A 21,230-nucleotide genomic window follows, 5' to 3' on the forward strand; every position below is an offset into this window, starting at 1 on the left:
AAGGTATCGTGGCGAATTTGGTGAAGCTTCCGCACGTTCGCAGGCGTAGACCTGTGAAAAACAACAACCAAAGCGGACGCCAACAATGTGCCGGTTTCTCGCCTGGAGCGGTGCTCCACGCTATCTCGATGAGCTTGTCCTGAATCAGGAGCAATCTCTGGTCGACCAAAGCCGGAACGCCCATATCGGAAAGACACCGATCAACGCCGACGGGTTCGGGCTGGCCTGGTATTCCGAGCGATCAAAGCCTTGTTTCTACAAGGACACGCACCCGGCGTGGTCGGATGCCAACCTCAAGCAACTGGCCCATCATACACGGTCCGGGCTGTTTCTGGCGCATGTGCGGGCCTCGACCGGAACCGCCACGTCGCGCAACAATTGCCACCCCTTCGGATATGGCCGCTGGTGCTTTATGCATAACGGGCAGGCGGGCGGGCACGAGCGTATCCGGCAGGCGCTCGACGGGATGATCCCGGCCGACCTTTATGACCATCGGTTTGGCGCGACCGAAAGCGAGGCGATATTCCTGATTGCACTGGGCGAAGGGCTGGAAACCGATCCAATTGCCGCGATGGCCCGCGCAGTGGCAAAGGTAGAGGGTTTATCGCGCGAGAAAGGAACCCTTCCGTTCATGCGATTTGCGGCCTGCTGGTCCGATGGCGAGCGTCTCTATGCGGCCCGCTACGCCTCGGACCGCTTTGCACCCAGCCTGTTTTTTCGCCGGTGCCCGGGCGGGGTCGTAGTCTCGTCCGAACCGCTGGATGGAGACAGCGGAGAATGGATTGAAATCCCTGCCGGTTCAGCGATCGAGGTGCGGGGCAAGGATCTGGTAACACGCCCGTTTCAGGTTGCCACCGGGATCACACCTTCAGCGCAGCCCGCGCCGCATCGGTCACCCCGCTCATCGCCGCCAGATACGGTGCGGGCCCATGGCTGATCCGCGCAACGCCCAGTTCGGCTAGGGTTGCATGGGCCGGGGCCTGACCGATTTGCATAATGTTCACCGGTAGGGCCGCGTCGGTGCAGAAATCGCCGATCAACTCCGGCGTTACCAGCCCTGGCACAAATATCCCGTCCGCTCTGGCATCGGCATAAGCAGCCGCGCGGGACTTGGCCTCATCCATGAGACCCGCATGATCGTCGGGCTTGCTGCCCTGAAAGAACACATCCGTCCGGGCATTGATGAACAGCGGCACGCCCATGGTGTCGGCTACGCCCCGCAGGGTCGCAATGCGCTGCGCCTGTGCCTCGACGGGTCGCAATTCGGTGCCGCCGATCACGCGGTCCTCGAAATTCACGCCCACGGCCCCAGCTGCAAGCACCTGTTCGATATTGCGGGCCAGCGCCTCGGGGTCCTGCGCGTACCCGGCCTCGAAATCGAAACTGACCGGCAATTCAACCGAGGCGACGATGCGTTCGAGGATCTGCACCGCAAACTCCAACGGAATCTCTTCTCCGTCGCCGTAGCCTTGCGCACGGGCCAGCGACCAACTGCCGGTGGCGATGGCCGCCGCACCCGCTTTTGCCACCGCCTGCGCGCTGCCGGCGTCCCAGGCATTGTAGAAGATAAGCGGTGTACCGGGTTGATGCAGCGCGGCAAAGGCGCGGGCCTTGTAGGATTGAGTCATGCGGGATGTGCCTCCTTCGGAGCGTAGTGCCGTTCCAGGTCTATGAGTTTCTGTTTCCGCCACAACCCGCCGCCATAGCCGGTCAATGCGCCGTCGACGCCCAACACGCGATGGCAGGGGATGACGATGGCGATCTGGTTGGCGCCATTGGCACGCGCCACCGCCCGCACGGCCTGGGGGCGGCCCAGACGGCGGGCGATGTCGGAATAGGAATGGGTGGTGCCCGCCGGCAGGGTTTGCAACTCCTGCCAGACGGCCTTGGTGAATTCCGTGCCGTGCAGCGCCAGTGGCACGTCGAACCGGGCCAAACGGCCTGCGAAATAGTCGCCCAGTTGCATCTCAATCCAATCGGTTGGGGCAAACCGCCCGAATCCCAGCGCGCCCTTGCAGGCTTTGTGCAGCCGCTTTAACTGGGTGGGCAGCGCCTTGCGGTCGGCAAATTCCAGCAGGTGCAGATGGGTCTGATCGCTGACCGCGACCATCGCGCCCAGCGGCGTATCGAACCAGTCGGCCCTCAGCAGCGCATCTGCACGAAAGGCGCCGGGTGGAAGACCGAGATGGCGCGCAAAAGCCTCGCGAAACGCCGCCCCCGAGGCAAACCCGGCCTCAAGCTGCGCGTCTATGACTCGCCCGCCCTGCGCCAGCGTGGTCAGCCCGGCCTGCAACCGCGCCTGCCGCGCCATCTCAAGGAACGTGGTGCCGAAATGGCGCTTGAAGGCGCGCCGGACGGTCGACGGGTCGAACCCCATCGCCGCCACATCCGCCTCGCTCCACCTCCGCGCCGGATCGGCGTCGAGCGCGGCCAGCAGGGACCGGATTGCCGGGTCGGCCTCAGCCGCCGGGGCCATCGGATGGCAGCGCTTGCAGGGTCGGAACCCGGCGGCGTGGCACTCAGCGATAGTTGCGAAGAACTGGCAGTTCTCGCGCCGAGGTTTTCGCGCAGGGCAGGTCAGGCGGCAGAACACACCTGTCGAGGTCACGCCCACATAGGCCCGCCCGTCCCAAGCAGGGTCGCGGGCCAAAAGTGCCGCAAAAAGCGTGTCGTCATCGGGCAGATCAGATCTCATGCCCGCACCCTAGCCGAAAACCGGCGAGCCGTGCCGCCGGTTTTCGGGCATCGATTCACATTTTCGGGATACTCAGATCCGCAGGAAGGGCTGCACAAGCCGTGGGATCAGGCTGGTAAAGCGCAACGGCGCGTCTGTGACGGCAAAACAGATGCAATCCTCGCCCACATCGGCCACCGGCGTATGCTCCAGATCCTGATCTGCGATTTCCACGTCGCCGCGGGCAAAATGATCGACCTCGTCCGAGAATGCGCCCTGTAACACCATTGTCAGCTCGATCCCCCGGTGCCCGTGATCCGGCACTGCGGCACCCGCTGGGATGAGCAGCAGTCGCGCGGAAGCCTCGCGCGACGTGGGCAGGATCGCCTGCCGCACGCCCATGCCAATGGATTTCCAGCGGATCGCCTCAACGCCACCGCCAACATAATCCTGCAAGGGCGCGGGAAGCACCGAGCATGGCGGGCGTTTGGTCGTCTCGGGCGCCTTGTTTTCAGCGATCAGCGCTAGGGTAGCCTCGAATGCACCATCGCTCATCACATGCGTATCGGCCTGATCCTCCAGCAGGCTGCCGCCCACCGCGTCATAGCTCTCGGCCTGCGCCCGGCATTCGTCGCACAGGGACAGGTGTGTGGCCACCATCAGATTGAACGCTTCGGGAAGCGTTCCGGCGGAGTACGCCATCAGCAACTCGTCCGTCAGGTGATGTTTGATCGTCTCGGTCATCGTTATCCACTCAGTTCATCGCGTGTCTCAGCCGGTCCAATGCCAGCCTGATCCGCGATTTGATCGTGCCCAGCGGCAAACCCGTCTGTGCGGCGATTTCGCGATGGCTCAGATCGCCGAAATACGCCTTTTCGATCAGTTCCTTTTGCGCTCCGGGCAGGGCCTGCATGGCCCTGCGCAGCAGCGCGGTTTCCTGTTGCAGTGCGACCACATCGGCTTGTTCGGGCTCGGCCTCGGGCCCCCAGGTCAGTTCCTCGGGTTCCGGGCGGCGCTGCTTGCGCAAGAGGTCGATGCGCTTGTTCCGGGCGATCGTGAACACCCATGTGGCGACCGAAGCGTGTCCGGGGTCGAACAGATGCGCCTTGTTCCACAGGGTGGCCATGACCTCCTGTGCGCATTCTTCGGCCAAAGCGGCATCAGATCCGGACCGGATCAGAAACGCCTTAACACGCGGCGCAAAATGCCGAAACAACTCGGCAAACGCCGTTTGATCTTGCCTGTCGCGAATGCGCAAAACGTGGGCAATCCACTCGCCCTGCGCGTCACACTGCTCCTTCGTTCTGTGCACCGGTTTCCTTCCAGCGGTTCGCCTTGCCGTTCTGGTCCGCACACGCCGAGGCGCAGCCTCTGCCACGGCCTCAATCGTGATGGGGTCGGTTTCGGTAAACATACCCAGTTTACGAGCCACTTCCCAAGCTGGATCATAAGTTCAGAGAAAAGTTTTTATTTTCATCCGGATCAGCCGCTTGTGCGTAGACGGAAGAAGACCAAGAAAACCGGAGAACAGAATGCCATTTGAAAATTCAGCGGGCGCTCCCCGGAAGATCGCCGTGATAGGTGGCGGCATTTCGGGGATGGGGGCGGCGAACCTGCTGGCGGACAGTCATCACGTCACCCTGTTCGAGACCGAATCGAGACTAGGGGGACATGCCCGAACCATCATTGCAGGCAAACGCAAGGATCAGCCGGTCGACACCGGCTTTATCGTATTCAACAAGGTCACATACCCGAACCTGGTACAGCTGTTCGACCGATTGGAAGTGCCGATTGCGGAAAGCGAGATGACCTTCGGCGTCTCTGCCCGCGGCGGCGCCGTCGAATACGCGCTGCACGGGGCGGATTCACTTTTTGCGCAGCGTCGAAACCTGGTTCAGCCGAAGTTCCTGCGCATGGTGCGCGATCTGTTTCGGTTCAACGCCCAGGCGCTGAACCACATCGACGACCGGACGATCACTGTGCGGCAACTGCTGGATCTTCTGGGCACCGGTGAGTGGTTTCGCAAATACTATCTTGAGCCTTTTTCGGGCGCGATCTGGTCGACCCCAAAGGATAGGGTTCTGGATTTTCCCGCACACGCAATGATCCGGTTTTTCGAAAACCACCTTCTGATGGACGCCAAGCGAGAACATCAGTGGTACACGGTTCAGGGCGGCTCGGTGGAATATGTCCGCCGGTTCGAAGCTGCGATGCGCCGCAAGGGTGTCGCGCTAAGGTTGGGCGCTCCGATCGATGCCGTCCGCCGCAACGCGATCGGACCGCAGGTCAAGGCGCCAGGTGGAGAGTGGGAGACGTTTGATGAGGTTGTATTCGCCACGCATTCCGACGACACGCTGTCGCTTCTGGCTGATCCGATGCCGCAGGAACGTGCAGCCCTCGGCGCCATACGCTATCAGCCCAACAACGTCGTGCTGCACGCCGATGCGTCGCTGATGCCAAAACGCCGCAAATGCTGGGCCAGCTGGGTACATACCGAGGATGCCGCGCCGGATTCCAGCCGCATCGACATCACCTATTGGATGAATGCGCTGCAGCCGATCCCGCATGACGATCCGCTGTTTGTCACCCTAAACTCCCGCCGCCGCATCCGCGAGGAGTTGATCCATGACGAGGCGGTGTTCCGGCACCCGGTCTTCGATCTGGCAGCACTTGCCGCGCAAGAGGACGTGGCCCGGTTCAACGGCGCCAACGCCACTTGGTTCTGCGGCGCCTGGATGCGCAACGGGTTTCACGAGGACGGGCTGGCCAGCGCCGTCGCTGTGGCGCACGCGATCAATCGTACCGGCGCGATGAGCGTAGCGGCGGAATGAGCGCTGTCGATCATATCCCAGCCCATACTTTTCATGGGCGCAAGGGGGCGGTGCAGAACGGCTTCCGCTACTCGGTGGATTATCTTCTGCTCGACCCCGAGGCCGAGCTGACCGCGCCCGGGTTGTTCTCGCGCAACCGGACGAACCTGATGGGGTTTCACGAGATTGACCACGGAGGACAGCCCGGCAACGGGCGCGGCGCCCAATGGCTGCGGGATGTTTTCGTCGAGTATCAGCTGCCGCAACCCGCGCGCATCGCGCTGCTGACCCAGCCGCGCGTGCTGGGTCACGTGTTCAACCCGGTCAGCTTCTGGTTCTGCTTCGATCAGGACGACGCGCTTTATGCTGTCGTGTCCGAGGTCACCAATACCTTTGGCATCCGACACAGCTATGTCTGCCACAAGCCGGACTTGTCCCCGATTATCGCATCTGACCGGTTGGAGGCGGCCAAACGGCTTCACGTCTCGCCATTCCAGCCGCGTGAGGGCGGATATACGTTCCGCTTCGATTTCCGAGATGACCGGGTCGGGGTCTGGATCGATTATGGCCGCGAAGAGGGTGGGCTGATTGCCACCCTGTCCGGGCGCCGTAAACCGTTAACCAACCAAGCCATCCTCTGGTCCGTGCTCCGACGCCCCTTCGGCGCGCGCCGGGTGTTGACCCTGATCCACTGGCAGGCCCTGAAGCTTTGGTTCAAGGGCGCCGGGTTCCGTCGCCAGCCCGTCCCGCACAAACCGGACGTGAGTCGGGGATGACCGTGGCGCAGGCGCATACCCCAGCGATCCCGCGGCTGCCCGCTTTTGCGGGCTTTGCCGCAATGCTGGCTGCGGCTGGCCTGCCGCTTTATATTCATGCACCCAAGTTCTACGTGGATCAGTATGGGGTTAGCCTGGCAGCGCTGGGTGCGGTTCTGTTTGGTCTGCGCCTTCTGGACGTCGTGCAGGACCCCCTGCTGGGACGCCTGTCCGAGGCCCTGCGCGCCCATCGGGCCACCGCCGTCGCCGCTGCCGTTGCAATTTTAGCTGGCGCCATGCTGGGGCTTTTCGCGGTCACGCCGCCCATGGCGCCGCTTACCTGGTTCACCCTGATGCTGACGATGGTCTTTTCGTCGTTCAGCTTTCTGACCATCAGTTTCTACGCCCAAGGCGTGGCGACGGCGGACCGGCTGGGCACCAAAGGCCATCTGCGCCTGGCCCGCTGGCGCGAAACTGGGGCCTTGCTCGGCATATGCCTCGCTGCCGTGATTCCGACGGCGCTGATCGGGTTGACTGCGCAACCCTTTGCGGCTTTCGCACTGGGTTTTGCGGTGCTGGCATTGCTGGCTGCAGGCGCGATGCGCGCGGAATGGAACGCCGCGCATATGCCTGCGGCTTCCGGCTTTGGCCCGGTACTGCGCGATCGGATCTCGCGCCGCCTCCTGTTCATAGGCTTTCTCAACGCCGCGCCGGTCGCGGTCTCATCCACCCTTTTTCTGTTCTTTGTGGAAAGCCGGCTGAATGCCCCGGGTGCCGAGGGGCCTCTCCTGCTGCTGTTCTTTCTGTCCGCCGCCGCCGCCGCCCCGTTCTGGGGCCGCGCCGCCGAGCGCTACGGTGCCAAAAAGGTACTCGGCCTAGGCATGGCGCTTTCGATCTTGGCATTCGGTTTTGCTCTGACGCTCGGGGCGGGCGACGTGGTGCCCTTTGCCCTGATTTGCCTCGCCTCCGGTGCGGCGCTCGGGGCCGATATGACCCTGCTGCCCGCCCTTTTCGCCGCCCGGATGGCGCGTGTTGCGCCCACTGCCGCCGAAGGGTTTGGCCTGTGGTCATTCGTGTCGAAACTGACGCTGGCCTTTGCCGCCGTGCTGTTGCTGCCCGCGCTTGAGGGCGCCGGATTTCAGGCGGGCACCGCGAACCCACCCCAGGCGCTGACCCTGCTCACCCTGTTTTATGCCGCGTTGCCCTGTGGCCTAAAGGCGCTTGCCCTGGCCCTGCTGGCAACCACCGACCTTGAGGAGACCTGATACATGGAGCCCTATCACTTCGCTCTTCTGGGCGGCTTTTTGGTCCTGCTGGCGGGCTTTGCCCTGCGGCGGTTCACCGGATTCCTGGCGCAGCGCCCGATTCACTATGCTACCGGTGAGCCCCAGTTCGATCTGCGCACCCATCTGAATGGCGATATCCTGTGTTCCGGCGTGATATACGGACCGACCGGGCGGGTCACGTCCAGTTTCAAGGGTGATTTCCGCGCGGACTGGCAGGGAAACACCGGCGTGATGACCGAGCGCTTTGTCTATGACACCGGCACCATCCAGAACCGGGAGTGGCACTTGCGGCTGGGCAATGACGGGCGCATCAAGGCCACCGCTCCGGACGTGATCGGCCACGGCACAGGTGTTCAACTCGGATCGGCGGTGCAGCTGAAATACCGGCTGCGGCTTCCCGAAACGGCGGGCAGCCATGTTCTGGACGTGGTAGACTGGATGTACCTCACACCCGGCGGAGAAATCGTCAACCGCTCGCAGTTCCGCAAACTCGGGATCAAGGTCGCCGAGCTGGTTGCCGTCATGCGGCCTGCCAATCTGGACCGCGAGCCGGAATGAAGAATTGGCGCGGTAAACGTTACTGGCTGGTAGGCGCCAGCGAAGGTCTGGGCGCCGCGCTTGCTGGTGAGATGAGCCGCGCTGGCGCCCACCTGATCCTGTCAGCGCGCACGCCCGAACGGCTGCAGGCGCTGGCCGACAGCTTGCCTGGGCCCTGCGAGGTGCTGCCGCTCGATGTCGCAGATGCAGACAGCGTCTCGGCAGCGGCGGAGAAGGCGGGTGAGATTGACGGGGTGGTCTGGCTGGCCGGTGTCTACTGGCCGATGAAAGCACAGGACTGGCATGCCGAACGTGCCGACAGCATGGCCGATATCAACTTTACCGGGCTGGTGCGCATTCTGGGCGTCTGCGTGCCGCAGATGGTGGATCGCGATGCCGGGCACGTGGTGATCACCGGTTCGCTCTCCGGCTTTCGCGGCCTTCCGGGTGCTATCGGCTATGCCGCATCCAAGGCCGGAACCATGGCACTAGCGGAGTGCATGCATGCCGACCTGCGCCGCACCGGGGTTCAGGTGCAACTGGTCAACCCGGGCTTCATCCGCACCCGCCTGACCGACAAGAACGATTTCGAGATGCCCTTCATCCTCGAACCCGAGGCCGCGGCCCGCCTCATGTTCGCCCATATGAACGGCAACTGGTTCAAACGGAATTTCCCGACCGGGTTTTCCCTGCTGTTCCGGTTCGGGCAGTTTTTGCCGGACTGGATCTACTACCGCCTGTTTGCGTAAGATCAAAGACGCGCCCGCGCCCGCCTGCTTGATGGAGGTGTGACAAGCGAACAGGAGTACGATCAGATGGAGATTTCGGCACGGAAAGTGGCTCAGGTGGCGCTGATGGGGCGCGAACTGGACCGGGCAGAGGGCGAACTGCGCGCCTTCATCGACCGCATGAGCGAGGATGAGCAGGCCGAGCTGGTCGCGGTGATGTGGATCGGCCGCGAGAGTTTCTTTGCCGAGGATCTGGCCGAGGCCATCGCCACCGCCCGCGCCGAGGCCTCAACCCCTTGCGCCGATTATCTGATCGGTACGCCGCACCTGTCGGATCATCTTGAGAACGGTCTGGATGCGCTGGGAATCTCCGCCGAGGATGTCGAGAACGATTTGATGTAGGTTCCGGTCTGGTGGGCCTGAAGCGAGGAGCCAGATGCTCGTGCGTCCCAAGACACTTATTCAAACAGAAAAGGGGATGCGCGCCGTTAATGCGGTGTCTAGAAACAAGTGTAATGCTGGCCAGGGCGTGAATTCGCGTGCCTCGGCCTTGGCACGAACGGGCAGGGGCAGTTCCTCAATAAAAATTTGTCATGTGTCCAACCGCTGGCAATGTTCCGACGGGTCGCCGGATGTCATTGTAACGGAAAAGAACTGCGCAAGGACGCGGGCGCAGCGATAACCTGCGTCTTCGGTAAGAAAGAGCTGAAGCGTCGAGGTTTTTGAGGGCGGCTTCAATGGAACCGACCCACAAATGCGGAAGCGAGAGGCGCCGACCCGGATACCGTGCCGGTGTCGCATTCCCGTGCCCGCAGCCCGGAGAAGACGATCGGACGTGATCGGAGTGCAATCATGTGGGGCTGTGACCCACCACCTGCAGATGCCGCGCCAGCTGATGGTTCTCACCCATTCAGCTTTCGACAAGCTTTGGATCGCTAGGGCCTGCATTCATGCCTACCGAGACAGCCCGGTTCAGCACCACATCGACCGCCAGAGACACCGGGATCGACAACAGCCGTGCCATTGCCGTGCCACGTTCATCGCCCGAAGTTCGATATGACCCTAGGTGCGTGCTTCTGTTCGTGATCTACGCTGTGCACTCATATGGTACGGTCGGCTTTGGTTGGGCAAAACTCATTACATCGTGCAGGGTTAAGCGCCTGCCAGGTCAAGGAGCCTGCGACTGCTCGCATGCAGGGAAATCGTAGGAACCCAACTGTTGCTCATCCCAAAATCCCCGGCAGCCGCAGCCCATGCGCGCGGGCGCAGTCCTTGGCGATGTCATATCCTGCATCGGCGTGGCGCCAGACGCCCGAGGCCGGGTCGTTCCACAGGACGCGTTCCAGCCGGCGGGCGGCGTCCTCAGTGCCGTCGGCGCAGATCACCACGCCTGCGTGCTGGCTGAACCCCATGCCGACACCGCCGCCATGGTGCAGTGAGACCCATGTGGCTCCGCTGGCGGTGTTGATCAGCGCATTCAGCAGCGGCCAGTCCGACACAGCGTCCGAGCCGTCCAGCATCGCCTCGGTCTCGCGGTTCGGGCTAGCGACCGAGCCTGAATCCAGATGGTCGCGCCCAATTACGACCGGCGCCTTCAACTCGCCATTGGCCACCATCTCGTTGAACGCCAGCCCGGCACGATGCCGGTCGCCCAGCCCGATCCAGCAGATCCGCGCGGGCAGGCCCTGAAACGCGATCCGCTCGCGCGCCATGTCGAGCCAGCGGTGCAGGTGCTCGTTCTCGGGAAACAGCTCCTTCATCTTGGCGTCGGTCTTGTAGATATCCTCGGGGTCGCCCGACAGTGCGCACCAGCGAAACGGGCCGATGCCGCGGCAAAAGAGGGGGCGGATATAGGCGGGGACGAAACCGGGGAAGGCAAAGGCGTTCTCCAACCCCTCGTCCAGCGCCACCTGCCGGATGTTGTTGCCGTAGTCCAGTGTCGGAACGCCCGCGTTCCAGAAATCGACCATCGCCGCCACATGTTGCTTCATCGAGGCGCAAGCGGCCTTTTCCACCGCTTTAGGGTCTGTTTCCCGCTTCTCCCGCCACTCACCCATGGTCCAGCCCAGCGGTAGATAGCCGTTCAACGGGTCATGGGCGCTGGTCTGGTCGGTGACGATATCGGGGCGCATCCCGCCCTCTTTCATGCGGCGATAGATCTCGGGGAAGATCTCGGCGGCATTGCCCAGCAGACCCACGGATTTCGCCTCACCCGCCTTGGTCCAGCGGTCGATCATCTCGAGCGCCTCATCCAGAGACTCGGCCTTTTCGTCTAGGTATTTGGTGCGCAAGCGGAAGTCGATACTGTCGGGGTTGCACTCGACCGCCAGACAGCATGCGCCCGCGAACACAGCCGCCAGCGGCTGCGCGCCACCCATACCGCCCAGACCCCCGGTCAGAATCCACTTGCCGGTCAGGTCGCCGTCATAATGCTGACGCCCGGCCTCGGCAAAGGTCTCATAGGTGCCCTGAACGATGCCCTGCGTGCCGATATAGATCCACGAGCCAGCCGTCATCTGGCCGTACATCATCAGGCCCTTCTTATCGAGCTCGTTGAAATGGTCCCAATTGGCCCAGTGCGGCACGATGTTCGAGTTCGCGATCAGCACCCGTGGCGTGTCCTTGTGGGTGCGGATGATCGCCACCGGCTTGCCGGACTGCACGATCAGGGTCTCATCCTCTTCGAGGTCCTTCAGGCTGGCGACGATGATGTCGAAATCGTTCCACGTCCGCGCCGCGCGCCCGATGCCGCCATAAACCACCAGCTCATGCGGGTTTTCGGCCACGTCCGGGTGCAGGTTGTTCATCATCATCCTGAGCGGTGCCTCGGTCACCCAGCTTTTGGCGTTCAGTTCGGGGCCGGTGGGCGGATAGATGTCGCGGGTGTTCTTGCGCGGATCGCTCATTGGAGGGCTCCTTTTTCGGTCAATGCGCCCGATAGGGCGAGGTCGCGGAGGCGGTCTAGCATCGCCTTCAGATGCGGGCGGAGAGTTGCGGCACGATCCTCGCGCCAGTTCCAGGGCGGGGTTTCGTCCATATAGGCGCGCTGGGCGATCTCCATCTGGATCGCATGGCGTCCCTCGGTCGGGCGGCCATAATGGCGGGTGGTCCAGCCGCCTTTAAAGCGGCCATTCAGCACCGAGGTGAAGCCCGCCGCCCCTGCCGCCACGCCATGCACCGCCTGCTCGATGGCCGGATGGCAGGTGGCACCGATATTGGTGCCGGTGTTGAAGATCGGCAGCTCACCCTCGAACAGAAACGGGATCAGCGAGCGGATCGAGTGGCAGTCGAACAGGATTGCCACGCCATGCTTTGCACGCACCCGATCCAGCTCCTGTTCCAGCGCTGCGTGATAGGGCGCGTGATATTTGACGCGCCGATCCTCGATTTCATCTTCCGGGGGCTCCTGCCCCTCGGCCCAGATCGATGTCCCGTCGAAATCGGTCAGCGGCACCAACGTCGTCGTGTTCTGTCCGGGATAGAGCGACACGCCGGAAGGATCGCGGTTGGCGTCGATCACGTAGCGGTGGATGTGCGATTGCACCACCGTCGCATCGTCCAAAAGACCTTGGTAGAGCCTGTTTATGTGCCAATCCGTGTCCGCCAACCCGTGCCCGTTCTCGTTCAGCCGCGCGGCGATACCGTCCGGCACTTGTGTGCCGCCATGGGGCTGGCCCAGCACGATCGGGCCATCGCCGCGCGATACGCCAAAGACCTGCATCACGCCAGCTCCGGCATCGGGATGCCGACCGCGCGCAGGATGGCGCCTTCGGCCACAAGATGCTTGGCTGTTTCTAGCTCTGGGGCCAGATAGCGGTCCTCGGCGAGTGATGGGATTTCGGCACGCAGGCGCGCGATGACCTGTTGCAGCGGCGCGCTGGTGGTCAACGGTGCGCGGAATTCGACGCCCTGCGCGGCGCACATCAGCTCGATCCCGAGGATGTAGTTCAGGTTCTCAACCATCCGGGTCAGCCGCCGCGCGCCATGGGCGGCCATTGAGACGTGATCCTCCTGATTGGCCGAGGTCGGAGTGCTGTCGGTGACACATGGATTGGCCAGATGCTTGTTCTCGCTCATCAGCGCGGCGGTGGTCACCTCGGCGATCATCAGGCCCGAGTTCAGTCCGGGATCGGGGGTCAGAAACGGCGGCAAATCGAAGCTCAGCGTCGGGTCCACCATCAGCGCGATACGGCGCTGGGCGATGGCGCCGATCTCGGACACCGCCAGCGCGATCATGTCGGCGGCAAAACCCACTGGTTCGGCGTGGAAATTCCCGCCCGAGACGATGGCCTGCGGGTCGCTCAGTACCAGCGGGTTGTCGGTCGCGGCATTGGCCTCGACCGTCAGCGTGGCGGCGGCCTGACGCAGGATGTCCAAGGCCGCACCGGTGACCTGCGGCTGGCAGCGGATGCAATAGGGGTCCTGCACCCGCGTGTCGCCCTCACGGTGGCTTTCGCGGATGACCGACCCCTCAAGCGCCGCACGCATGGCGCTGGCGGCCTCGATCTGGCCGCGATGACCGCGCAGGGCGTGGATTTCCGGCTGTAGCGGCGCGGTCGAGCCCATGATGGCGTCAGTCGAGGTTGACGAGATCACCAGCGCGTTCTGCGCCGCGCGCCACGCTTCGAACAGCCCGGCCAGCGCAAAGGCGGTCGAGAACTGGGTGCCGTTAATGAAGGCCAGCCCCTCTTTTGGGCCAAGCGGGATGGGGGTCAGACCGGCTCGCGCCAGCGCCTCGGCCCCCGGCAGCACCTTGCCCTGGTATTCCGCCTCGCCTTCTCCGATCACCACGGCGGTCATGTGTGCCAGCGGTGCCAGATCGCCCGAGGCCCCGACCGAGCCCTGCGCCGGGATCACCGGAGTCACTTCGCGCGCCAGCATGTCCTGTAACAACTCGATCAGCTCCCACCGGACGCCGGATGCGCCGCGGCCAAAGGACAACAGTTTCAGAGACATCATCAGGCGCGCCAGCCGCCGCGGCACGGCCTCACCCACACCACAGCAATGGCTGAGGATCAGGTTGCGTTGCAGGGTGGAAGTGTCATCGGGCGCGATCTTGAGGCTGGCGAGCTTGCCGAAGCCGGTGTTGACGCCATAAACCGCCGCGTCGCCTGCAGCAGCCTCGGCGATCCGCTCGGCGGCGGCTTGAACATTTGGTTTACAACTGTCGTCCAGAATGATCGGGGTTTCGGACCAGTAGATCTCGGCCAGCTCCGGCAGGGTGACATTGCCCGGAGTGAGCTTGAGAACGCTCATTCGGTGCCTCCAAAGATGCGTTTGTGCAGAGGGTTGAAGCCGATGCGATAGGACAATTCGGCGGGGTGTTCGACATCCCAGATGGCCAGATCCGCGCGCTGTCCGGGGGCGATGGTGCCGGTGTCGGTCAAGCCCAGGGCGCGGGCGGCCTCACAGGTGACCCCGGCTAGTGCCTCCTCCGGCGTCATGCGGAACAGGGTGCAGGCCATGTTCATGGTCAGCAAAAGCGAGGTCAGCGGCGACGAGCCCGGGTTGCAGTCGGTGGCCAGCGCCATCGGGACTTTATGTTGGCGCAGCAGGTCGATGGGCGGCACCTGTGTTTCACGCAGGGTGTAGAACGCGCCAGGCAGGATCACCGCGACAGTGCCCGCATCGGCCATGGCCCGCACGCCATCCTCATCCAGATACTCGATATGATCGGCAGAAAGCGCGCCGTAAGACGCCGCCAGCTTTGCACCGCCAAGGTTCGAGAGCTGCTCGGCATGCAGCTTGACCGGCAGGCCCAACTCCTGCGCCACGTCGAAAACGCGCGCGATCTGGGTCGGATCAAAGGCAATCCCCTCGCAGAACCCGTCCACCGCATCGACCAGCCCTTCGGCGTGCCCCGCGCGCAGGGCGGGGATGCAAACCTCGTCGATATAGGCGTCGGCCCGGTCCTTGAATTCCGGCGGCACCGCGTGGGCGCCCAGAAAGCTGGTTTTGACCCGCACGGGCCGCGCCTCGGCAATCCTCCGGGCGGCGCGCAGCATCCGCAGCTCAGTGTCCTGATCCAGCCCGTAGCCCGATTTGACCTCGATGCAACTCACGCCCTCGGCCAGCAGCGCATCGACCCTGGGTAGGGCGCCCGCCAGCAGCTCATCCTCGGACGCCGCGCGGGTGCCGTTGACGGTCGACAGAATACCGCCGCCTGCCCGCGCGATCTCTTCATACGAGGCGCCGTTCAGCCGCATCTCGAACTCGACCGCCCGGTTGCCGCCGAACACGACATGGGTGTGGGCATCGATCAGGCCCGGAGTGATCAGGCGCCCCCCAAGATCCTCGCGCGGCCAATCGACATAGCCTGCGGGCAAGGCGTTCATCGGCCCCACCCAGTCAATCCGCCCGGCATCGACCGCAACCGCCCCGTCCGCGATCATCCCATACGGCGCGCCGGTGCCGTCCAAAGTTGCGACCTGAGCGCCGCAGAACACAATTTTCCCTGTCATGGCGATTCTTTTCAGTTCACCTCTTGTCGGATTTTTTCGTATACGGGTATAAATATAAAGTCTACACAAAATGAAATGGCCATGGATATCCACGCAAAAACCGCCTTGTTAGGCTCTGAATGGACGCAAAACGTCAGGCTGAGCGTGACCGACGGCCGAGTCACCGCGCTGATACCCGGGGCTGAACCGCAGGCTGCCGACCTGCGGGTGGACACCCTACTGCCCGCGCTGGGCAATCTGCACAGCCACGCCTTTCAGCGCGCCATGGCCGGAATGACCGAGGTGCGCGCGGCGGGAAAGGAAAGCTTCTGGACCTGGCGGACACTGATGTACCGCTTTCTCGACCGGCTGACGCCCGAGCATGTCGAGGCCATCGCGGCGCTGGTCTATATGGAGATGCAGGAGGCCGGATATGCCTCGGTCGGCGAGTTCCACTATGTCCATCACCAACCCGGCGGCGCGCCATATGACCGCCTGTCGGAGCTGAGCCAGCGTATCTTTGCCGCCGCAGGGCGCACCGGCATCGGCCTGACCCACCTGCCGGTACTCTACACCTATGGCGGCGTCGCGCAGGAACCACTGGCGGGTGGGCAACTGCGTTTCGGCAACGACGTGGACCGCTTCCTGCAGTTGGTAGATGACTGCCGTGCCGTGCTGGCTCAAATGCCCGATGATACCGGCGTCGGGATCGCACCGCACTCGCTGCGTGCCACCTCACCCGCCGAACTAAGGGTGGTGCTGGCGGAGGTGCCAGAAGGGCCGGTGCATATCCACATCTCCGAACAGCTCAAGGAAGTGGCGGATGTCGAGGCCAAGCTGGGCCAGCGCCCTGTGGCGTGGCTGTTGGACAATGCGCCGGTGGACAATCGCTGGTGCCTGATCCATGCGACCCACATGACCGATGCGGAAACCTCCGCCTTGGCCCGCTCAGGCGCCGTGGCTGGTCTTTGCCCGATCACAGAAGCCAATCTGGGCGACGGTGTCTTCAACGGGTCGGTTTATCTGGATCATGTTGGCGCTTTTGGTGTTGGATCGGACTCTAATGTGCGGATTTCACTGACCGAGGAACTGCGGACGCTGGAGTATTCCCAACGCCTACGCGACATGGCCCGCACCGTTCTGGTGCCGGGTGAGGGCTCGGTCGGACACACGCTCTATACCGGCGCGGCCCGGGGCGGGGCGCAGGCGCAGGGACGGGATGCGGGCGAGATCGCGGTGGGCCAACTGGCCGATCTGGTCGCCATTGATCGCAATCATCCCTCGCTATGCGCGCTGGAGGATCATCAACTGCTCGATGGGTTGTGTTTTGCCGCACCGGATACGGTGGTCACCGATCTGTGGTCGGCGGGGCGACATATGGTGCAGGGCGGGCGCCACGTGGCCCGCGACGGCATCATCGCCGACTACCGCAAGGCGATGGCCGATCTGCTGGCCGATGGCTGACCTCAGGAACGGACCCGCACGGATGACCCACCCTTCCGACACCACCAGCTACCGCGACATCAAGCGGATCGTGATGGAGCGCATCCGCTCAGGCATCTGGCAGCCCGACACTCTGGTTCCTAGCGAACAGGATCTTGCCGAGGAGTTTTCCTGTACCCGCACCACTGTCAACCGCGCGATGCGGGAACTGGCCGACGAGGGATATCTGGAACGCCGCCGCAAGGCCGGTACCCGCGTGCTCAGCGCGCCACTGCGGCAGGCGCGGTTCACCATCCCGCTGGTCCGCGATGAAGTCGAGGCGACTGGCGCCGAGTACAGATATGCCCTTATTAGTGCCGAAAACCTGCCCGCGCCGGAGTGGTTGAGCGCCCGCCTGACCCTGCAGCCCGCGCAAGAGGCGATGTACGTGCGCTGCATGCATTATTCCAACAACACCCCGTTTCAATACGAAGACCGCTGGATCGTGATCGACAGCGTGCCCGAGGTCGCCAGCGCCGATTTCACCGTCATCGGGCCGAATGACTGGCTGGTGCAGACCGTGCCCTTTACCAATGTCGAGTTGACTTTCCTCGCCAGCCGCGCCGACACGCAGCTTGCCGGATTTCTGGACGTCCCCGAGGGCGAGCCGGTCTTCACCGCCGAGCGGATCACCTGGCTGCAGGGCCGTCCGGTCACTTTCGCCAAGCTGTTCTTTGGCGCCGGATACCGGATGACCACCCAGATCTGAACGGGGCTTACTGCTCCGGCGACGGCTCCAACGGCACCCTGCCGTGGTCAGTCAGCCGCCAGCACCGGCGCCCTTCGAACACGGCAGACACCAGCGGGCGGCCATAGCCTGCGCCTGCGTCCAGATTGATGCGGTTGCCGCAATGCTCGGCCTGTTTGGCCGGGGTGTGGCCATGCACCACCAGCCACGGATGCGGGCGGGGATCTTGCAGGAATTCGTGGCGTATCCAAATCAGATCGTGCTCGGTCTGCTCCTCCAGTGGCACGCCGGGGCGGATGCCCGCATGCACAAACAGCAGCTCGCCTTCCTGATGCGAGACTGGCAGTGCGTTCAGAAAGTCGAGATGCGCCACAGGCACCGCCGCGCGCGCCCGTTCGTGAATCTCGTAGATACGGTCTCCGTCGACCACAGGCACGCCATATGAGGCCAGCGTCTCGATCCCACCGATCCGCTCGTGCAGCCAGTGATAGCCAACCAGCAGGCGGTCGTCATTGGTGGGATGCTCATGCATGAACATCGCAAACATCCGGTCGTGATTGCCCTTGAGCGTGATCCAGTTGCGCCCTGCGTTCAGGCCCTCGATCAACACGTCGATCACTCCCCGGCTGTCCGGCCCGCGATCGGTGTAATCCCCCAGAAACACGATGCGCGCATCCGGGCCGCCATCCGCCTCGACACGGGCCAATGCGTCCTGAAGCATGCCTAGCTGGCCATGAATGTCGCCGATGGCGTAGATGGGGGTGGTCATGAACGGGCCTCAGGATTGGTCGCGTCCGTTCTGTCGGAAATCTGCGGTCTTGAAAAGGCGACACCCGCACAAAGACTTGCGCGGGTGTCAGATTTGCAAGCGTGTCAGGCCACGTCGAATTCCAGCGGCTTGATCTGGGTAAAGAGCCCGGTTTCCGCCAGCTTGGCGCGCGCCTCGGCCGGAACCGGCTCGTCCACGTAAAGCAGCGCGATGGCTTCACCTCCGGCATGTGCCCGGCCGAGTGTAAAGTTGGCGATGTTGACGCCGTGCATCCCCATGGTCTGGCCCAGCGTGCCGATGATCCCCGGCACATCCTCGTTAGTGGTGTAGAGCATGTGCGAGCCGATCTCGGCGTCGATATTGATGCCCTTGATCTGGATGAAACGCGGCTTGCCATCGCTGAACACGGTGCCGCCGATGGACCGCTCACGCTTTTCAGTCACCACGGTCACCTTGATATAGCCCTCGAACGCGCCGGATTTGTCCTGATTGGTGGTCGAGATCTGGATGCCACGCTCCTTGGCCACCACGGGGGCCGAGACCATGTTCACTTCCGGATTCGACTTTTTCATGATGCCTGCGATTACCGCGCAGTTCAGCGCGGCGAGGTTCATCTCGGCAGCCACACCGTCATAGAGAATATTGATCGCCTTGATCGGCTCATCCGTCATCTGACCCACGAAAGAGCCCAGATGACCGGCCAGCTTGATCCACGGCCCCATGATCTTGGCCTCTTCGGCGGTGACGCTGGGCATGTTCAGTGCGTTTTCCACTGCTCCGGTCAGCAGATAGTTCGACATCTGCTCGGCCACCTGCAGGGCGACGTTTTCCTGCGCCTCGGTGGTTGCCGCGCCCAGATGCGGGGTGCAGACCACATTGGGCAGGTTGAAGAGCGGGTTGTCCTTGGCCGGTTCCTCGCTGAACACGTCAAAGGCGGCACCTGCCACGTGACCACTCTGCAGCATTTCGGACAGCACATCTTCGTCCACCAGACCGCCCCGGGCGCAGTTGACGATGCGTACGCCCTTCTTGGTCTTGGCGAGGTTTTCACGGCTCAGGATATTGCGGGTCTGGTCGGTCAGCGGCACGTGCAGGGTGATGAAATCGGCACGCTCAAGCAGCTCGTCCAGCTCGACCTTGTCGACACCCATCTGGTCGGCCTTTTCGGCGCCCAAGTAGGGATCGTAGGCGAGGACCTTCATCTTCAGCGCGTGGGCCCGGTCACAGACGATGCCGCCAATATTGCCCGCGCCGATGACGCCCAGGGTCTTGTTGGTCAGCTCGGTGCCCATGAACTTGGACTTTTCCCATTTGCCCGCATGGGTCGAGGCGCTGGCCTCGGGGATCTGCCGCGCCACGGCGAACATCATCGCAATCGCGTGCTCGGCGGTGGTGATCATGTTGCCGAAGGGCGTGTTCATCACGATCACCCCCTTTTTCGATGCTGCGTCCTTATCGACATTATCGGTGCCGATCCCGGCACGGCCGACGACCTTGAGATTGTCGGCCTTTTCCAGGATCTTTTCGGTCACCTTGGTGGCCGAGCGGATGGCAAGGCCGTCATACTGGCCGATAATCTCGGCCAGCTTTTCCTTGTCCTTGCCCACATCGGGCAAGAAATCCACATCGATGCCACGGTCGCGGAAGATCTGGACGGCAGCGTCCGACAGCTTGTCGGAAATGAGCACTTTGGGGGCCATTGATTTGGTCCTTTGAATGGGTCTGGGGATGGCGGGCTGAAGCCCGCCTTACGTTTGTGTCTCGCGTAGGCCGGGCTTCAGCCCGGCACACGGGAATTCAGGCAGCTTGTGCTTGCGCCTCGATCTCGGCCTCAAAGGCCCATTCGAGCCAGGGCAGCATCGCCTCGATATCCGAGGTCTCGACCGTACCTCCGCACCAGACTCGCAGGCCCGCAGGCGCATCGCGATAGGCGCCGATATCCAGAGCGATGTTTTCGGCCTCCAGCCGCTTGGCCACCGCCTTGGCAAAGGCTGCGCCGTCGCGGATGCGGTCGTCGGTGAATTTCAGGCAGACGGAGGTGTTCGAGCGCGTTGCCGCGTCCTCAGCCAGATTGGCAATCCAGTCATGCGCATCGCAAAAGGCGTGGATGGCGCCCGCATTGGCATCGGCACGGCCAATCAGGCCCTGCAAGCCGCCGACCGAGCGGGCCCAGTCGAGCGCGAACAGGTAATCCTCGACCGCCAGCATCGACGGCGTGTTGATGGTGGCACCGGTAAAGATGCCCTCGATCAGCTTGCTGCCTTTGGTCAGCCGGAAGATCTTGGGCAGGGGCCAGGCGGGGGTGTAACTCTCCAACCGCTCCACCGCGCGGGGCGACAGGATCAGCATGCCGTGCGCCGCTTCACCGCCCAGAACCTTCTGCCAGCTGAAGGTGGTTACATCCAGCTTGTCCCAGGGCAGGTCTATGGCAAAGGCGGCAGAGGTGGCGTCGCAGATCGTCAGCCCCTCGCGGTCATCGGCGATCCAGTCACCATTCGGCACGCGGATGCCCGAGGTGGTGCCGTTCCAGGTGAACACGACATCATTGGCGAAATCGACAGAGGCCAGATCCACGATCTGCCCGTATTCGGCGGTCTTTACTTCGGCTTCGATCTTGAGCTGTTTCACTACGTCGGTGACCCAGCCCGCGCCAAAGCTCTCCCAGGCCAGCATCTCGACCTTGCGCGCGCCCAGTAACGACCAGAGCGCCATCTCGACGGCACCGGTGTCCGACGCGGGGACGATACCGATGCGGTAATCAGCGGGAATGCCCAAAACCTCGCGGGTGCCTTCGATGGCGGCCTTCAGCTTGTCCTTGCCGACGGCGGCACGGTGCGAACGGCCCAGCGCAGCGCCGGCGAGTTTGGTCAGATCGAATATGGGGGGTTTGGCGCAGGGGCCAGAGGAAAAACGCGGATTAGCCGGCCGCGTCGCCGGTTGTTCGATAGTCATCGGTGTTACCCTTACAGATATGCGCCCCTCGTTGGGGAGGGGTGTCCCACCGACAGAGCTATGCCGCTGCGGCGCGGCACGCAAGCGCGAAATGGCCTGATTTCGGCGC

The 21,230-nt window shown here is 63.3% G+C and carries 21 protein-coding genes; 10 read left to right on the forward strand and 11 right to left on the reverse strand.

Annotated features, from left to right (window positions below; translation table 11 throughout):
- Positions 1–85 precede the first annotated feature (85 nt).
- On the forward strand, positions 86–937 hold the full coding sequence (locus tag AB3N21_RS08785) for a class II glutamine amidotransferase (protein ID WP_367934874.1): 852 nt from the start codon (positions 86–88) through the stop codon (positions 935–937).
- Here AB3N21_RS08785 and AB3N21_RS08790 read toward each other — a convergent pair.
- The 4 genes from AB3N21_RS08790 to AB3N21_RS08805 all read right to left on the reverse strand — a co-directional run bounded on the left by AB3N21_RS08790 (position 861) and on the right by AB3N21_RS08805 (position 3,986).
- Positions 861–1,628: an isocitrate lyase/phosphoenolpyruvate mutase family protein gene (locus tag AB3N21_RS08790; RefSeq protein WP_367934875.1), complete on the reverse strand. Its 768-nt coding sequence runs from the start codon at positions 1,626–1,628 to the stop codon at positions 861–863. The two genes, AB3N21_RS08785 and AB3N21_RS08790, sit on opposite strands and share 77 nt — an antisense overlap.
- A complete protein-coding gene (locus AB3N21_RS08795; RefSeq protein WP_367934876.1) occupies positions 1,625–2,695 on the reverse strand; it encodes a bifunctional transcriptional activator/DNA repair enzyme AdaA in 1,071 nt (356 codons plus the stop codon). Before AB3N21_RS08795 ends, AB3N21_RS08790 begins: the two co-directional genes overlap by 4 nt.
- Before the next feature lie 72 nt (positions 2,696–2,767).
- Complete coding sequence (locus AB3N21_RS08800; RefSeq protein WP_367934877.1) at positions 2,768–3,418, reverse strand: ChrR family anti-sigma-E factor; 651 nt, start codon at positions 3,416–3,418, stop codon at positions 2,768–2,770.
- A 10-nt stretch (positions 3,419–3,428) separates the two neighbouring features.
- Entirely contained in the window at positions 3,429–3,986 is a 558-nt protein-coding gene (locus tag AB3N21_RS08805; protein WP_367934878.1) for a sigma-70 family RNA polymerase sigma factor, read from the reverse strand.
- Here AB3N21_RS08805 and AB3N21_RS08810 point away from each other — a divergent pair.
- The 7 genes from AB3N21_RS08810 to AB3N21_RS08840 all read left to right on the forward strand — a co-directional run bounded on the left by AB3N21_RS08810 (position 3,879) and on the right by AB3N21_RS08840 (position 9,192).
- Entirely contained in the window at positions 3,879–4,217 is a 339-nt protein-coding gene (locus AB3N21_RS08810) for a hypothetical protein (protein WP_367935079.1), read from the forward strand. The genes AB3N21_RS08805 and AB3N21_RS08810 overlap by 108 nt on opposite strands.
- Positions 4,207–5,505, forward strand: a complete 1,299-nt coding sequence (locus AB3N21_RS08815; protein WP_367934879.1) for an NAD(P)/FAD-dependent oxidoreductase — start codon at positions 4,207–4,209, stop codon at positions 5,503–5,505. Before AB3N21_RS08810 ends, AB3N21_RS08815 begins: the two co-directional genes overlap by 11 nt.
- Positions 5,502–6,260: a DUF1365 domain-containing protein gene (locus AB3N21_RS08820; RefSeq protein WP_367934880.1), complete on the forward strand. Its 759-nt coding sequence runs from the start codon at positions 5,502–5,504 to the stop codon at positions 6,258–6,260. Before AB3N21_RS08815 ends, AB3N21_RS08820 begins: the two co-directional genes overlap by 4 nt.
- Positions 6,257–7,504, forward strand: a complete 1,248-nt coding sequence (locus AB3N21_RS08825; RefSeq protein WP_367934881.1) for an MFS transporter — start codon at positions 6,257–6,259, stop codon at positions 7,502–7,504. The genes AB3N21_RS08820 and AB3N21_RS08825 overlap by 4 nt, the downstream gene beginning before the upstream one ends.
- Positions 7,505–7,507: 3 nt before the next feature.
- Positions 7,508–8,083: a DUF3833 family protein gene (locus AB3N21_RS08830; RefSeq protein WP_367934882.1), complete on the forward strand. Its 576-nt coding sequence runs from the start codon at positions 7,508–7,510 to the stop codon at positions 8,081–8,083.
- Positions 8,080–8,811 (forward strand): SDR family NAD(P)-dependent oxidoreductase, encoded by a 732-nt coding sequence (locus tag AB3N21_RS08835; protein WP_367934883.1) that lies wholly within the window; start codon positions 8,080–8,082, stop codon positions 8,809–8,811. The genes AB3N21_RS08830 and AB3N21_RS08835 overlap by 4 nt, the downstream gene beginning before the upstream one ends.
- Positions 8,812–8,877: 66 nt before the next feature.
- Entirely contained in the window at positions 8,878–9,192 is a 315-nt protein-coding gene (locus AB3N21_RS08840) for a DUF3775 domain-containing protein (RefSeq protein ID WP_171177284.1), read from the forward strand.
- An 821-nt stretch (positions 9,193–10,013) separates the two neighbouring features.
- Here the strand turns inward: AB3N21_RS08840 and hutU are convergent.
- From hutU to hutI, 4 genes are read right to left on the reverse strand one after another with little or no spacing between them, the layout of a single operon-like run.
- Entirely contained in the window at positions 10,014–11,696 is a 1,683-nt protein-coding gene (hutU, locus tag AB3N21_RS08845; protein ID WP_367934884.1) for a urocanate hydratase, read from the reverse strand.
- Complete coding sequence (gene hutG / locus AB3N21_RS08850; RefSeq protein WP_367934885.1) at positions 11,693–12,511, reverse strand: N-formylglutamate deformylase; 819 nt, start codon at positions 12,509–12,511, stop codon at positions 11,693–11,695. The genes hutU and hutG overlap by 4 nt, the downstream gene beginning before the upstream one ends.
- Positions 12,511–14,046 carry a histidine ammonia-lyase gene (gene hutH, locus AB3N21_RS08855; protein WP_367934886.1) on the reverse strand — a complete coding sequence of 512 codons (1,536 nt, stop codon included), beginning with the start codon at positions 14,044–14,046 and terminating at the stop codon, positions 12,511–12,513. Before hutH ends, hutG begins: the two co-directional genes overlap by 1 nt.
- A complete protein-coding gene (hutI, locus tag AB3N21_RS08860; protein ID WP_367934887.1) occupies positions 14,043–15,251 on the reverse strand; it encodes an imidazolonepropionase in 1,209 nt (402 codons plus the stop codon). The genes hutH and hutI overlap by 4 nt, the downstream gene beginning before the upstream one ends.
- 81 nt (positions 15,252–15,332) lie before the next feature.
- Between hutI and AB3N21_RS08865 the strand changes: the two genes are divergently transcribed.
- Together AB3N21_RS08865 and AB3N21_RS08870 are read left to right on the forward strand one after the other, a co-directional pair.
- A complete protein-coding gene (locus AB3N21_RS08865) occupies positions 15,333–16,694 on the forward strand; it encodes a formimidoylglutamate deiminase (RefSeq protein ID WP_367934888.1) in 1,362 nt (453 codons plus the stop codon).
- A gap of 22 nt (positions 16,695–16,716) precedes the next feature.
- The gene (locus AB3N21_RS08870) at positions 16,717–17,421 is read left to right on the forward strand and encodes a UTRA domain-containing protein (RefSeq protein ID WP_367934889.1); all 705 of its coding nucleotides are present in this window, start codon (positions 16,717–16,719) and stop codon (positions 17,419–17,421) included.
- A 7-nt stretch (positions 17,422–17,428) separates the two neighbouring features.
- Here the strand turns inward: AB3N21_RS08870 and AB3N21_RS08875 are convergent, their stop codons facing one another.
- From AB3N21_RS08875 to AB3N21_RS08885, 3 genes are all read right to left on the reverse strand, one after another.
- Positions 17,429–18,169: a metallophosphoesterase gene (locus AB3N21_RS08875; protein ID WP_367934890.1), complete on the reverse strand. Its 741-nt coding sequence runs from the start codon at positions 18,167–18,169 to the stop codon at positions 17,429–17,431.
- Between the two features lie 104 nt (positions 18,170–18,273).
- Positions 18,274–19,869 carry a phosphoglycerate dehydrogenase gene (gene serA, locus AB3N21_RS08880; RefSeq protein WP_367934891.1) on the reverse strand — a complete coding sequence of 532 codons (1,596 nt, stop codon included), beginning with the start codon at positions 19,867–19,869 and terminating at the stop codon, positions 18,274–18,276.
- 97 nt (positions 19,870–19,966) lie between these two features.
- The gene (locus AB3N21_RS08885; RefSeq protein WP_367934892.1) at positions 19,967–21,121 is read right to left on the reverse strand and encodes a phosphoserine transaminase; all 1,155 of its coding nucleotides are present in this window, start codon (positions 21,119–21,121) and stop codon (positions 19,967–19,969) included.
- Positions 21,122–21,230: the final 109 nt, after the last annotated feature.

The sequence above is a fragment of the Ruegeria sp. genome, assembly GCF_040830605.1.
Classification (GTDB): Bacteria; Pseudomonadota; Alphaproteobacteria; order Rhodobacterales; family Rhodobacteraceae; genus Ruegeria.